The sequence below is a fragment of the Paenibacillus sp. FSL K6-1122 genome, from assembly GCF_037977015.1.
GTDB classification, from domain to species: Bacteria; Bacillota; Bacilli; order Paenibacillales; family Paenibacillaceae; genus Paenibacillus; species Paenibacillus amylolyticus.
Genome location: NZ_CP150272.1, coordinates 3,815,850 through 3,830,807 on the forward strand (window position 1 = coordinate 3,815,850; position 14,958 = coordinate 3,830,807).

Below are 14,958 nucleotides of genomic sequence, written 5' to 3' on the forward strand. Positions count from 1 at the left end.
GATCGAGAAGAGGGGTAGATAGACAAATGTTGGTCAGTAGGTAGGGTAAATGATCACAAGTTAACCATACTTCATAATACGGACTGAAAACTGTAACCATTTCTCTATCCAAACGGACGTGTAATCCCTATCTCGATTGGCCTTCACTTCATTTTATAATGAAAGCGCAAACAAATATATTGAACATCAGAATAAAGGGGAATCGAACTAGATGAGAACAAAATGGTCTATGAAAAGCAAGCGGATGACAAAGCGTCTGGCCGTGCTGTCCATGTCCGCCTTGATGGTTGCAGCCCTAGCGGCATGTGGAGACTCTTCCAATCCTCCTACTGCAGAGGAAGCAGGCAAATATGAGGTAACGCCGGGAGATCCGTTCAGTGCCTATAAAGACGAAATCACCGTAACCATGGGACGGGTAACCACAGCCAACCCAAAACTGCCGGCTGGTGATACCTATGAGAACAACGCATATACTCGGCTGGTCAAAGACACGTTTAACGCTCAGATTACAGATCAATTTGAAGCCAATGGTGAAGATTATAGTCGTCAAGTATCGCTTGCCATTGCATCCGGGGAATTGCCTGACATGATGCGTGTTGATTCCAAAGATGAACTGAAAGAACTGGTGGATAACGATCTGATTGAGGATCTGACGTCCATTTACGATCAATATGCTACGGATAACATCAAGCAGATGTACGATTCCTATGATGGACGTGCATTAGAAAATGCAACGATTGATGGACGTTTGATGGGACTTCCGGCGACTTCCCTGGATTCCGCACCAACGATGGTTTGGGTTCGTCAAGATTGGCTGGATCTGCTGGGGATTCAACTGGATGCAGACGGAGACGGTGCCCTTTCACTGGATGAAGTGGAGAAAACAGCGCTGGAATTCCTGAAAAGAGATCCTGGCCAATCCGGGAACCCGGTAGGTATTCCATTTGTGAACACGATGAATACAACAGATTATAATGGATCTGCTTATACGATGCTGGGTGTGGCCTCAACCGAGGGAGCTTTCCCGCAATATTGGATGAATGGTGAAGACGGCAAAATCGTGTATGGTTCCACGACAGAAGAAACGAAGAAAATGCTGGGCACCATGGCAGATTGGTTCAAGAATGGCATCATTGACCCGCAATTCGGAACCCGCACGTTTGATGATATTACCGCACTCTACGCCAATGGCCAAAGCGGTATTGCCTTTGGACCGTGGCATATCCCTGACTGGGGACTGATCAGTGCAAAACAGATGGATAAAAATGCGAAATTTTCGGCTTATACGCTGGAGGATGCAAACGGCAAGGTCAACGTGGCGCATGCCAACCCATCCAATCAGTTTATCGTGGTGAGAAAGGGATATGAACACCCTGAACTGGCGGTTAAGATTGTAAACCTGTTCTACGATAAATTGGCAAATGATAAAAATGCCGCAGCAACCATGCCGGAAGCTGCCAAGTATCAGGAGACCGGGGTAGACGGTTCAACGAGACCGTTTAATATCGAAGTCAATTCGGCTACATCGCTACTGGATGATTACTCTGACGTTGTTCGCGGGATTAAAGGAGAGATCAGCCTGGATGAGGTTCGCACTACAGAATCGAAGAACAATATCGGAAGCATCAAAACCTATTTGAGCGACATGGATACGGATGATGTGACTGCTTGGTCCAAATATCATTCGCGGATCAACGGAGTGGGACTAATCGACAAACTGACACAAGAAAACAAATTTGTCTGGATGACACCTGCTTTCTCTGGCACTACACCAAGCATGAAACAGACGTGGGCCAATCTGACAAAGTTGGAGCAGGAGTCGTTTATCAAAATCGTAACGGGTTCAGAACCGCTCGATTATTTCGAAACATTCGTGAGTAACTGGAAGAAACAGGGTGGTGATCAAGTCATTCAGGAAATTGAAGACGAGATCGCATCGAAAAAATAAACATCCATGAACAGTAGCAGGGCTGCGATACGCAGCCTTTCTTCAGAAAAGGGGTTCATCCATGAAACAGGGGAATTGGAAAGCGCGAGGGCGGCTCGGCCCAGGTGCCATGTACCATATGATGATGCTTCCGGGCATTTTGTTTTTGCTTGTATTCAGCTATGTTCCAATGGTCGGCATCATTACGGCGTTTCAGGACTATATACCGGCCAAGGGCATGTTTGGCTCCGAATTTGTAGGCCTGAAGCATTTTATGTATATGTTCAAGCTGCCGGATATCGCGCAGGTCGTCAGCAATACGTTGGTGATTGCGATTGGCAAGATTCTGCTCGGAACGATGATGGCCATCATTTTTTCTGTTTTATTAAATGAAATTCGTATCAAATACGTTAAAAAATCTGTGCAGACGATTGTTTATCTGCCGCACTTTCTATCCTGGGTTGTACTGGCATCGGTTGTTGTCAACATGTTCAGTTTGGATGGCATTGTGAATCAAATGTTGGCGTTCTTTGGCCTCGAAAATATTAATTTCCTTGGCAGCAACACCTGGTTCCAGCCACTGATTATAGGAACAGACGTATGGAAAGAGTTTGGTTACAGTTCCATCGTTTATCTGGCTGCGATTACGTCCATTGACCCCGGTCTGTATGAAGCCGCAGGCATGGATGGAGCCAGTTGGTGGAGAAAAGTGTGGCATATTACATTGCCAGGCATGTTACCTATTATTCTGCTCATGGGTGTAATGAGCCTGACCAACATTTTGAGCGCCGGTTTCGACCAAGTCTATAATCTGTATAACCCGGTTGTCTACGAGTCAGGCGACATTCTGGATACTTATGTCTATCGGATCGGTCTCGTTGGGCGACAGTATAGCTTCGGTACAGCTGTTGGTTTGTTCAAGTCCGTAATCGGCATTGTTTTGCTCTTGTCTGCCAACCAGTTGGCCAAAAAATATACGGATCGAAAAATATTCTAAGGAGGCCAAACCTGTGTCCTATTCTGCAAACTTCAAAGATCGAATTGGCCGGTTTGCCATCTATGCCATCGTCATCATGCTGGCATTGGTCTGCCTTCTTCCGTTATGGAATATCGTCGCCATTTCATTCAGCAGCAGCGAGGCAGTATCCGCGAACGCAGTAGGTCTCGTTCCGGTCAATTTTACAATAGCGGCTTATAGCAAAATTATTGATGATGCACAGTTCTGGCGTTCCTTTGGCATATCTGTTCTACGTGTCGCACTTACCCTTGTGCTTAACATGATTTTGATTATTTTGATGGCTTATCCGCTATCCAAATCGAAGAGGGATTTCAAAGGCAGAAACATTTATATGAATATCATGATTTTTGCCATGTTGTTCAGCGGAGGCATGATTCCGAGTTACCTGCTGATCAAAAACCTGGACATGCTGAATACGATATGGGCACTTGTTCTGCCAGGCGCTGTCCCCATATTCAGTGTCATTCTCGTGATGAATTTCTTCTCCGCTGTACCTAAAGCGCTTGAAGAGGCAGCATTCATCGATGGAGCAAATCCCATTCAGGTCTTGTTCAAAGTGTATGTCCCTGTGTCCATTCCTGCGCTGGCGACAGTCGCCTTGTTCAGTATCGTGGGTACATGGAATGACTTCTTCAGTGGTTTGATCTATATGACCAAAGTTAGCAACTACCCGCTAATGACCTATATTCAGTCCCTTAACGTGAATATTGCCGATTTGCTTCAAGCCGGCACGAATTCCAGCGAACTCAGTAATCTGACTGAAATATCGAACAAAAACCTGAATGCAGCCAAAATCGTAGTCGCTGTTATCCCGCTATTGCTGATTTATCCCTTGCTGCAAAAATACTTTGTGACGGGCATTGTCGTAGGATCGGTCAAAGAATAACCTTAGAAAGGTTGAATGGAACATGGAAAATAAAAAATGGTGGAAAGAAACCGTTGTATATCAAATATATCCACGTAGCTTTCAAGATCGAAACGGTGATGGAATCGGAGACTTGGAGGGCATAGTGTCCCGATTGGATTATTTGCAGCAACTCGGCATTGGTGCGATCTGGTTATCACCCGTGTGCAAGTCTCCTCAAGATGATTTTGGATATGATATTTCAGATTATCAGGACATCGATCCGATGTTTGGGTCTTTGGAAGATATGGAAACATTAATTCAGGAGGCCGGGAAACGAGACATTCGAATCATTATGGATTTGGTGTTGAACCATACCTCGGATGAACACTCCTGGTTTCAAGAAGCCAAAAAAGGTAAAGACAATCCGTACCATGACTACTACGTCTGGAGAGATGGTGTTGAAGGAACACCTCCAAACGACCTGGGGTCCACCTTTGGTGGTTCAGCCTGGGAATGGGTGCCTGAGATCGGGCAATATTACTTACATCTATTTTCCGTAAAACAGCCAGATCTCAACTGGGAAAACCCCAAAGTCCGGCAGGAGATATACAACATGATTAACTGGTGGATCGACAAGGGTGTGGGTGGTTTTCGCCTTGACGTGATCGACTTAATCGGTAAAGAACCGGATTTGAAGATTACGGGAAACGGACCTAATTTGCATAAATATATCAGGGAACTGAGCAAGGAGACGTTTCAAAAAGCGGAAGACCTGCTAACCGTTGGAGAAACATGGGGCGCCACTCCGGAAATCGCCAAACTGTACAGCAATCCAGACGGCAGTGAGTTTTCAATGGTCTTCCAATTTGAACACATCAGCTTGGATGAACAAGAAGGCAAAGGAAAGTGGGATCTTAAACCTTTGGATGTGATGGCATTAAAAAAAGTGCTGTCCAAGTGGCAGACGGAGCTCAAGGGTGATGCCTGGAACAGTCTATTCTGGAACAACCATGACTTGCCACGTATCGTATCTCGTTGGGGAAATGATGGAGAATTCAGAGTTGAATCGGCTAAAATGTTGGCTACCCTTCTTCATGGCATGCAAGGTACGCCTTACATATATCAGGGTGAAGAATTGGGTATGACGAATTTCCAATACGCTATCGAGGATTATCGGGATATTGAATTGCTCAACTTTTATAAGGAAAGAATGGGGAAAGGTTATCCTGAACAAAGCGTGATGGAGTCGATCTACGCCAAGGGCCGTGATAATGCACGCACACCTATGCAATGGGATACTTCCGATAACTCGGGTTTTACACAAGGGGAACCTTGGATTAAGGTGAATCCAAATTATAAGCATATCCATGCCGAGGAAAGTTTGAATAACCCTGAATCCATATTCCATTATTACCGGAAGTTAATCCAACTCAGAAAAGATCATGAAGTCATTGTATATGGTGATTATGAGCTGATCTTTCCAGAGAACCCAGACGTGTTTGCTTATACCCGAACGTTGAATAGTACGACAATTCTTGTGGTATGCAATTTCCAAGGATATACGACTGAACTTCCGCTTCAGGAGCAATTAACAGGGTCCTATCAGCTTTTGATAGCTAACTATACAGGTGAACTCTCGGAGAGCGAATTGCGTCCATATGAAGCCAGAATGTACCTTATCCATGATTAAAGCAAAATACGTTATATAATGTTCAGTTCTCAAGAAAGAAGGATTGTATTCAATGAAAAGAGTATGGTGGAAAGAAGCAGTAGCTTATCAAATCTATCCGAGAAGTTTTATGGATTCCAACGGAGATGGGGTTGGTGACATCAAGGGGATCATATCTAAACTGGATTATATTCAAGATCTCGGTATTGATCTGATATGGATCTGTCCGATGTATAAGTCACCCAACGATGATAATGGGTATGACATCAGTGATTACTGTTCCATTATGGATGAATTCGGCACGATGGCGGACTTTGATCAATTGCTGCATGAAGTTCATCAACGCGGCATGAAACTCATCATGGACTTGGTGATCAATCATACAAGTGACGAACACCCGTGGTTTATTGAATCCAGAGCTTCGCTGGATAACCCCAAACGGGATTGGTACATCTGGAGAGATGGGAAGAATGGAGACGAACCAAATAACTGGGAGAGCATCTTTGGCGGTTCTGCTTGGGAATATGATGAAGTCTCCGGACAGTACTATCTCCATCTGTTCTCCAAGAAACAACCGGATTTGAATTGGGCAAATCAGGAAGTTCGGAAATCCATATATGAAATGATGAATTGGTGGCTGGATAAAGGGATTGATGGTTTCCGTGTGGATGCCATCAGCCATATTCACAAAGAAGAGGGCCTCTTGGACATGCCAATCCGAGAAGGCGTCAAGTACATCTCCTCTTTTGAAAAGCATATGAATGTGAAGGGAATCCAGAGTTATCTGCAAGAAATGAAAGAGAATACATTATCCAGATATGACGTCGTGACTGTTGGGGAAGCGAATGGAGTTAAGGTGGAGGACCAAGAAGATCTGCTGGATTGGATCTGTGAAGTCAGAGGGAAATTTAATATGGTCTTTCAATTCGAACACCTGGACCTTTGGAAAAACAGTACAGACAGGCAACTGGATGTTCCCAAATTGAAAAACGTCTTGACCAAGTGGCAAAAATCACTGGAAGGCGTAGGCTGGAATGCTTTATTTATTGAAAATCACGATCAGCCTCGTAAAGTTTCATCTTGGGGAAATGATACGGAGTATTGGTATGAAAGTGCCACAGCACTTGGAGCCATGTACTTTTTCATGCAAGGAACCCCTTTTATATATCAGGGGCAAGAGATAGGCATGACAAACGTAGCTTATCCTTCCATAGCGGATTATAACGACATAGCCGACCGGAATTTATATCAGATCAAACGCGATGAGGGGATGTCGCATGAGGAGATCATGAACATCATCTGGGCTTCGAGTCGCGATAATTCCAGAACGCCGATGCAATGGTCTTCGGCCAAAGAGGCCGGGTTTACCAGCGGTGCGCCATGGCTAAAAGTGAATGACAATTACGTCCATATTAATGTAGAGAAACAACTCCAGGAACCAGGTTCCATCCTTCACTTTTATAAACAAATGATTCAGCTGCGAAAAGAGCATGATACATTGACTTATGGTATCTATGAGCTTCTGATGCCGGATCATCCGAGTGTATATGCATATACACGTACACTGGCAGATCAACAGGTGCTGGTAGTAATCAATCTTTCTGAACACATGGTGGAGCTTGAGGAAGATGAGCTTGGCCTCGACTTCTCAGAGATCTGGCTTACCAACTATGAGAATGGCATGCTGCCACTGATGTTGCGACCGTTTGAAACCATTGTTGGATTAAGCGTTAAAGTTTAAGTAGGATACGTAAAAAGGCGCCTATATCATGGTTTGAATGATATAGGCGCCTTTTATTGTTGTGTAATCACATGAAAATCAACTGCGACTATTAGTTTTATTGATGGAGAACATCCGCGTATTCAGAGATACGTTCGAAACGTCCCTTGGCAAACGGACATAGAGGTAAAATCTTAATACCGTTTTCCCGCGCGTATTCCACCATAGCTTTGATAAGTTCATCGCCAAGCCCTTGTCCTCGGTAAGCATTTTCCACCAAAGTGTGATCAATGATGTATAGCTCTGGACTCGAGATTACATAGGTCATCACCGCAGCAATGTCACCGTTATCTTGAATAAGAAATCTTTTATTGGCAGGTTCATGTTCTACGTTATGCATGTTCATCCTCTTTCTTTGTTGAATATTCACCGTCCAGAAGCTTATACGTCAATGCTCCGCTTGGACATGTGTCAATATGCCGGGCAATGGCCTCCGAAGTGTCACCATCAGGATCAACCCAAGGACGCTTGCTTAAATCAAAAACAGCAGGAAGGCCCTTTACACAAATACCGGAATGAATGCAAACATCCGAGTTAAACATAACCTCGATATCTTTACCGTAATATAATTTCTCTTTAACCATAATGCATTCACATCTTTCACTGTTGAGTTTGAGTTTGTTTACAGATCGATATCCCAGGCATCCATGGTAAGTCATGTCTGGCAGGCTCTTAATGTTCGAATTATAAATGAGGAATCATTATTAAGTCAACGTGATGAATCTCCTAATTCGTTGGTGGAAGCTGCTGATCAGAACCCTGAGTCCTCCGAAAAATTAACGCTCCAAGAAAGTTATGTTTCCGGCGGCGATTCTAAATTGTCATCTAACAACACCCTTAGCAAGATTGGGAACTTATTTAGTGACTTCGATCTGAAATTGATCGGAATATGATTTTAGGTTGCCTGCAAGACCAGCGAGTTCCCCGGAGATGTTCGACAGTTCGTTTGCCGATCGCTGCTGCTCCACAGCACTAGCCGTGACTTCTTCGGCCATGGCTGAAGTTTCCTCGGTTGCGGAAGCAATATAACTGAGATTCTGTTCCAACTCCTGACGAATAGAGTGCATGTCCATCGTCCGGCTGTCTAAACTCTGAGCCAACTCATGCACTTCGGTCGATAAGCGGCTAACCTGTCCAAATGCCTGGAGACAATCAGCGATCTGTTTCTCCTGTTCCTTAACAGCTACCATATTTGCATCAAAATGACTGCCCATCCGATGTATCTCTTGAACAAATGAACCCAGGATCTCATCAATCTCTTGGATCGAACGTTCGGATTGTTGAGCGAGCTGTCCCATTTCACCTGCAACGACTGCAAAGCCTTTACCCGCTTCTCCAGCTCGGGCAGCTTCAATTGAAGCATTCAGGGATAGAATTTGAGTTTGTTTTAAAATGTTGTGAATTTGACCGCTAATAGAGGAAGCGAGTTCGGATTGAGTCGTCAGAGACCTGGAAATATCCTGTTGATGCTCAACACGCTTGGCATTCTCTCTGCCCTTCTCAAGCAGAACCTCATGTTCACGTGTAACTTGTACTTGAACAGAAGATAGCTGCTCTGAAGTATAAGTAAACTGTTTCACATATGAACCTACTTCATCCATTATTTTGCCCAGATTCTCTGAATGCTGGACGGAGTGTTCTGTCTCTTCAGCCTGTTTCATTGAACCTATGGCAATCTCCTCAATCGCTCTGGAAAGTTCTTCGCTCTGACGCTGGTTTGTCTGAGCGGTTTCCGAAATATCTTTTGATGACTGCTGTAATGTATTTGAACCTTGCTGTATTCCCATCAGAATGTTCGTCAATTGGGCAACCATGATGTTAATCAAATCACTAATGTCACCGAGTTGATCATTGGACATGTGTGTGGATACGACTTTGAGATTCCCATCAGCAACCTGCTCGAGACTTGACTTAATATCGCGTACTTGTCTAAGAATACCTCGTACTACGAATAACATCATGACCAAAGAAAGAATCAGTACAACCACAAAAATCGGGATAATGGTCTGATAAGCATTATTCACAGATGTCGCGGAGACTTGATTCACTGCTCCAGCAGAAATATCAATGCCCAGATAGCCAATGACAGCACCTTGCGAATCCTTGATTGGTGTAAAGGAGGACAATAGCTGTCCCCAAGTTGGATCATCTACAATGCCTGTTGTGACGACTTCACCGCGTAACAAGCGTTCCTGAATCTGGGGATTGAATTCCATTGCAGTGCCGTAAGGACTATATTCCGTATCGTCCCAATTCGCTCCATCTACGGTGTAGATCCACCCGTCCGAAGTTTTGTTATACATATAAACATACAAGGCTCCCGATTGAAGCCTAACTTTAACGAGTTCGTCCCTAAGACTTTTATATTCGTTGCTCTCCTCTGAAGCAGGAGAAGATAATGTCTTAATTAATTCCGACTCCTGACCTAGTTGAGAGGCGGTATTCACAGCCAGCTGCTGATTGTTATGCTGCATGGTCATTAATGATGCATTTTCACTGGAGTCGATGGTTGCCCATATGATTAGACCGCCCATGGCCAGTAGCGGAACCAGAATAATCAAATACAGTTTGAACCTTAAATCCATCTTTTTTTTGCGAGTCTGTTTCACGTACGGTTCCCCCTTGGATGTAATAAAGTAAATATGGCTATTCGTATAACCCCATACTATTTATCGTAATATTGAAGGGGGAAATGAAGACTAATCCTAAATTTGTATATACATATACGCAGATTATAAACTAACAGTATGCAAGGACACCTTGCCATTAACCAAAAAAAGGCTCCACCAGCTTTATGCCAGTGGAGCGCTTAATTTTTCTCTTAGAGATTCTGTTCAATATACAAACCTACTCACGGATGTTTATTGCAGAAACGGTCGATATAATCAGAACATTGCCCCGGCTCATCTTCCATTACGAAATGACCAGCTTTGGGAATGACATGTAGGCAGGCATGGGGAATATCCTGGACAAGCCTCTTTGCGTACATAAGGGGCTGCCATTCGTCTTCTTCCCCCCATAAAATTTGAACGGGAACTTTCAGCTTGGGTAAATCTGTTCCATAGGATTCAGTATATTTTGCATTATAATGAGCTACCTGATGGGAGAAAAAAGAGGCTTTGCCCAATGAACCTGTATGGGGTTCCAGATATGCATCCAGTGCATTGCCAGTCATAAGCTCTTTATTATACACTGCCATGGATAATTGTTTCTTTAGCATGGTATCAAAATCAGCACGGGACATTTGTTCAACCTGTTCAAGCTGTTCTTCGATAATTTTCTTCCAGGTTGGTGAGGGCCACGAATCATAGCTGGGCATGTTGAGTAACGTAAGCGATTGTACACGTTCAGGCTGTTCCAAGGCCAGTTGGACTCCGACAATTCCACCTAGATCGTGGGCTGCGACATGTAAACGATCCATTCCGAGTTCGTCTAAAAGCTGACTAAACAGCGTATATTGTGCTGCCACAGAAGTATCTGCTTCGAGTGGTCTTTCGGATGCTCCATATCCAAGAAGGTCATGTACGTAGACTTTATACCCTTTTTGAACCAGCGCGGGTATTACTTTTCTCCATTCATAGCTATAAGAGGGTGTTCCGTGAAGGAGCCATATGGGAGAGCCTTCTCCGTATTGCTCATAAGCGATTCGATATCCATTAATCAAGATGGATGACGTTGCTACTGTTTGCATAGTGATTACTCCCTTCCATAAACGATTGAGATTAAAAATGAAATGGGCTCTTAATGAGCTACATTGAATATAAACGATTGCTTTACATTAGTTAAATTGATAGTTTATATGTAAACGATCAGTTTTAATGATGTTACAAAGAAGGGAGCCAATGATGGAAATACGTCATTTGGTCACATTTATTACAATTGTGGAACACGAGGGATTTACCAAAGCTGCTGAACATCTTGGATACGCGCAATCTACAATTACATTGCATATTAAGGCGTTGGAAGAGGAGATTAACTACCCTTTATTTGATCGAATTGGTAAGCGGGTTATTTTAACGGAGACCGGAAAAAAATTGTTGCCACATGCACAGAAAATGCTTGACCTGTATCACATGATTAAGGAAGTGACTGCTGCACAAGGTGAATTAACGGGTAATATCGTGATCAGTATTGGGGAAACGTTGTTGATCTATCGTTTTCCTCCTATTATTGAAGAGTTCAAAAAATTGCATCCCCATGTCAATATCGAATGGCACCAATTAGATTCCGTACAATATAAAGAGAATTTGATGCAAGGTAAAAGTGATATTTCCTTCATGCTAGGGACAGAGGTGCATGATCCCAATCTGTACAGTGAGAAATTGGCTGAGGAGCCCATGATGCTGTTGTACCCCAATTCATTTGAGCTACAACGCGACATCGTACGAAGCAATTTACTTTTTACCGAAAGAGGTTGTGGTTATCGCACATTGTTTGAACAATGCATTGAGGAGTATCAGATAGGGATTACTTCCAATATTGAATTCTGGAGTATTGAAGCTGTGAAACAGTCGATATTGAGCGGTATGGGTATATCCTTGTTACCTCGAATTACGGTAGAGAAGGAGCTGAAGGAGGAAAAACTTTCAGGTCAGCAGTACAAACAAAATCTAGCTACACAGTTGCTGTATCCCAAAAACAAGTGGATCTCTCCCCAAGTAGAAGCATTTATTGAGATCGTTAGAAAGCATGCCTCCCTCTGGTGAGCTCATTTCAACTGTCCTTTATAGCCTACCACTGAACCGTTGGATTGCTTCCTCGGTCACCGGCGTGAAGAGATTAACCAGATTACCGTCAGGATCGCGAAACAGCACAGCACGATTCCCCCACGGCATTGTGGTAGGTTCCTTTACCCACTCATCGACAAACGGCTTCAAGCGCTCGTATTCGGCATCGACATCGTGGACGTGGAACTCAATAATGACAGTACGATTGTTGGCCGCCACAGCGGAACCAGCGCCAAATAGTTGCACCGTCTTGGAGTGGCCGATCGCTAGAGTGCACGATGGCATAACGAGTTCGGCAAAGACAGGTGCAGGGCGTTCTGCAGAAACACCCGTGATTTTCTCATAGAACTCGACGAGACGATCCATGTCATCAGTAATGATACGCACAGAAGCAAAATTCACGAGATATCATCCTTCCTATAATAAGTAATACATTTTGGATCAAAAACACTTCATTTACTTTTACTCCTTTAAAATTGCTTACTCCAACTATACAAATACACTACTGACAACAGTATGTCAGTAGTGTTTTATGAAGTAACCACCGTCCACTAGCCATCATTCTATAGAAAGTATAGAGTTTCAAAGTGAGGGTAAGTGCTAAAAATCGATTGTACTTGGTGGTAAACAGTGTTACTCTAAAAGTCTGTGTTCGACAATATATCTAATATTAGCCACCAATTTAGTTGTAAAGAAAGGTAACACTATGATAAAAGTTGAAAACCTATCCTTCTCATTTCCACAAAAGGAACTATATAAAAACATTTCATTTACGTTTGAAGAGGCACAACATTGTGCTTTTATCGGAACAAGCGGCAGTGGAAAAAGTACATTGATCGATATCCTGATGGATCCGGAACTATATTTGTTCGAGGGCAAGTTAGAGATAGACCCCGATTGCAGAATCGGGTATGTGAGTCAGTTTTTGCAAGTAGACAAAACAAAAGAAATGACCGTTTTTGAATATATCGCAGAAGAATTCATCAAGATACAAGATGAAATTACAGCGATTTATGCGGAGATGGCCACCACATCGGATATGGATTCCCTGATGGAAAAGCTTCAATTGGCTTTGGATGCATTCGAGGCGATGGATGGGGATAATTACGAAAAAAACATCAATAAACAGTTAAACCTTGCCAACCTCATGAAGCTCAAAGATCTTAGTATATCCGCCGTAAGCGGCGGGGAATTCAAACTTATTCAAGTGATGAAGGAAATGCTGAATCGTCCAGACTTCATGATTATGGACGAACCTGATGTATTTTTAGACTTTGAAAACCTGAACGCGCTTAAAAAATTGATTAACACACACAAGGGAATGTTGCTGGTCGTTACGCACAACCGATATCTGTTGAACCATTGTTTCAACAAAATCATACACCTAGAAAACACAGAGCTCCAAGAGTTTGACGGGCGATATATCGATTACAACTTCTCACTGCTTCAGTCTAAGATCGAACTGCAAGAAATCGCAGTTGCTGAAGCTGAGGAAATTGAGAGATACGATCACATCATCGACAATCTTAGAGAGATCGCCACATATAATTCCGAAGCCTCCAGAGGCAGAGCGTTAAAAGCCAGAGTCAAGTTTCAAGAGAGATTGGAAGCACGTCGAATAAAAGAGCCATTTGTCGATATCAAACAGCCGAATATCCGTTTTGGAATCGATAAGGAAATGGAAGACACCGTTGTGGTTAACGTCAATAACTATAACGTTTCCTTTGACGAGTTGCTTTTGGAAAATGTGAACTTTGAGATCAAATCTACAGATAAAGTAGCCCTGATCGGTCCTAACGGTACCGGGAAAACGACTTTACTCCGAGAAATCTTTAAAAATAATCAGGATGCCATTGAAATAAATGCTGATGTTAAAGTGGCCTATTTATCTCAGGTTCAAGGCGAAATGCTAAAAGATTCGAATACCATCCTAAATGAATTCATTGATTCCGGCTTTCAAACGTATGATGAAATTAGATCGTATCTTCCAAACTATGGCTTTGAAGGAGAAATCCTTGATCAAAAGATTGAATCTTTATCTGGTGGAGAAAAAAATATGCTTCAACTGGCTAAAGTTTCTGCCAGTCAAGCCAACGTATTGCTCCTAGATGAACCGACAAGCCATCTGGACATCTATACACAAATCGCATTGGAGAAAGCCATTGAGGACTACAAAGGTGCGATTATCATGATTTCTCATGATTTCTATTCGGTTGTAAATGGTATGGATTATGTTTTAATTATCGAGGACAAAACGATTAGTAAAATGAGTATAGAAGAATTCAGACAGATGATTTATACGAGTCATTTTAATGAAAACTATCTAGAAAATGAACAAAAGAAAAAGTCTGTTGAAATGAAAATTGAATTGGCTTTAAAAGATACTAATTTTGAACTTGGAAAGAGTTTGGTTGATGAGCTAGAAAAGCTGATTAAGCTGCTTTAGACAAGGTGAATATTCCATAAATCTAAATCCCCCTGTATGTGGATTAATCCGCATATAGGGGGATTTACTTCTAGAAACAGCTAAACGAGCTGATTCGCTGCAGATCAATGCCGGTGTATAGCCAGAAGAAGCCATTCCAACGGAAGCCAGCCACCGAATTTCTACCTACAAATACCGGGTACATCCAGAAGCCGGGACCACGATCCGGCCAAATATATGTGTAACGAAACAGGCAGCCGGATATGGCTCTTGGATCTACCGCATATAACGAAGCGGGTTGCTGTGGAATGAATGATGGTGGCGGCCCTGTAGGTGCCTGCACGCCTTGTGGTCCGCCGCCTCCACCCCCGGGGAACGATGGCGGACCAGGAAATCCGCCTGGTCCGCCGGGTCCTCCTGGTCCTCCGGGACCCCCAGGGCCACCGAACCCTCCACCAGGTCCAAAAGGAGGTAAAAATGTCATATCACATCACTCCTGTTCATTAGTCTAATGTATTGTATGTAGGCAAATGAGAAGGGGAATGGGTGGAAGCCTATAGAAGGC

At 43.3% G+C, this 14,958-nt stretch carries 13 protein-coding genes; 7 read left to right on the forward strand and 6 right to left on the reverse strand.

Features of this window, described 5'->3' with window-relative positions; all coding sequences use genetic code 11:
- The first annotated feature begins 211 nt into the window (after window positions 1–211).
- The 5 genes from NSQ20_RS17245 (at window position 212) to NSQ20_RS17265 (ending at window position 7,202) form a co-directional block, all read left to right on the forward strand.
- Window positions 212–1,948 carry a sugar ABC transporter substrate-binding protein gene (locus NSQ20_RS17245; RefSeq protein ID WP_036615444.1) on the forward strand — a complete coding sequence of 579 codons (1,737 nt, stop codon included), beginning with the start codon at window positions 212–214 and terminating at the stop codon, window positions 1,946–1,948.
- A gap of 61 nt (window positions 1,949–2,009) precedes the next feature.
- Window positions 2,010–2,924 (forward strand): ABC transporter permease subunit, encoded by a 915-nt coding sequence (locus tag NSQ20_RS17250; protein WP_036615441.1) that lies wholly within the window; start codon window positions 2,010–2,012, stop codon window positions 2,922–2,924.
- Window positions 2,925–2,937: 13 nt separating this feature from the next.
- Complete coding sequence (locus NSQ20_RS17255) at window positions 2,938–3,831, forward strand: carbohydrate ABC transporter permease (protein ID WP_051447395.1); 894 nt, start codon at window positions 2,938–2,940, stop codon at window positions 3,829–3,831.
- A 22-nt stretch (window positions 3,832–3,853) separates the two neighbouring features.
- Window positions 3,854–5,482, forward strand: coding sequence for an alpha-glucosidase (locus NSQ20_RS17260; protein WP_036671455.1), 1,629 nt, complete (start codon window positions 3,854–3,856; stop codon window positions 5,480–5,482).
- A 52-nt stretch (window positions 5,483–5,534) separates the two neighbouring features.
- Window positions 5,535–7,202 carry an alpha-glucosidase gene (locus NSQ20_RS17265; protein WP_076317780.1) on the forward strand — a complete coding sequence of 556 codons (1,668 nt, stop codon included), beginning with the start codon at window positions 5,535–5,537 and terminating at the stop codon, window positions 7,200–7,202.
- A gap of 97 nt (window positions 7,203–7,299) precedes the next feature.
- Here NSQ20_RS17265 and NSQ20_RS17270 read toward each other — a convergent pair whose 3' ends face one another.
- The 4 genes from NSQ20_RS17270 to NSQ20_RS17285 form a co-directional block, all read right to left on the reverse strand.
- Window positions 7,300–7,581 carry a GNAT family N-acetyltransferase gene (locus NSQ20_RS17270; protein WP_036615433.1) on the reverse strand — a complete coding sequence of 94 codons (282 nt, stop codon included), beginning with the start codon at window positions 7,579–7,581 and terminating at the stop codon, window positions 7,300–7,302.
- Window positions 7,574–7,825 (reverse strand): (4Fe-4S)-binding protein, encoded by a 252-nt coding sequence (locus NSQ20_RS17275; RefSeq protein ID WP_036616061.1) that lies wholly within the window; start codon window positions 7,823–7,825, stop codon window positions 7,574–7,576. Before NSQ20_RS17275 ends, NSQ20_RS17270 begins: the two co-directional genes overlap by 8 nt.
- A gap of 270 nt (window positions 7,826–8,095) precedes the next feature.
- Window positions 8,096–9,850: a methyl-accepting chemotaxis protein gene (locus NSQ20_RS17280; RefSeq protein WP_036615431.1), complete on the reverse strand. Its 1,755-nt coding sequence runs from the start codon at window positions 9,848–9,850 to the stop codon at window positions 8,096–8,098.
- 242 nt (window positions 9,851–10,092) lie between these two features.
- Window positions 10,093–10,932, reverse strand: coding sequence for an alpha/beta hydrolase (locus NSQ20_RS17285; RefSeq protein WP_036671461.1), 840 nt, complete (start codon window positions 10,930–10,932; stop codon window positions 10,093–10,095).
- Between the two features lie 151 nt (window positions 10,933–11,083).
- Here NSQ20_RS17285 and NSQ20_RS17290 point away from each other — a divergent pair, with 151 nt between their 5' ends.
- On the forward strand, window positions 11,084–11,947 hold the full coding sequence (locus NSQ20_RS17290) for a LysR family transcriptional regulator (RefSeq protein ID WP_084650246.1): 864 nt from the start codon (window positions 11,084–11,086) through the stop codon (window positions 11,945–11,947).
- A gap of 18 nt (window positions 11,948–11,965) precedes the next feature.
- Here the strand turns inward: NSQ20_RS17290 and NSQ20_RS17295 are convergent, their stop codons facing one another.
- Window positions 11,966–12,370, reverse strand: coding sequence for a VOC family protein (locus tag NSQ20_RS17295; protein WP_036671462.1), 405 nt, complete (start codon window positions 12,368–12,370; stop codon window positions 11,966–11,968).
- A 304-nt stretch (window positions 12,371–12,674) separates the two neighbouring features.
- On the opposite strand from NSQ20_RS17295, the gene NSQ20_RS17300 reads away from it, so the two are divergent.
- Window positions 12,675–14,414, forward strand: coding sequence for an ATP-binding cassette domain-containing protein (locus tag NSQ20_RS17300; protein WP_340030408.1), 1,740 nt, complete (start codon window positions 12,675–12,677; stop codon window positions 14,412–14,414).
- A gap of 70 nt (window positions 14,415–14,484) precedes the next feature.
- Here the strand turns inward: NSQ20_RS17300 and NSQ20_RS17305 are convergent, their stop codons facing one another.
- Entirely contained in the window at window positions 14,485–14,877 is a 393-nt protein-coding gene (locus NSQ20_RS17305; RefSeq protein ID WP_036671465.1) for a hypothetical protein, read from the reverse strand.
- Between the last annotated feature and the right edge of the window lie 81 nt (window positions 14,878–14,958).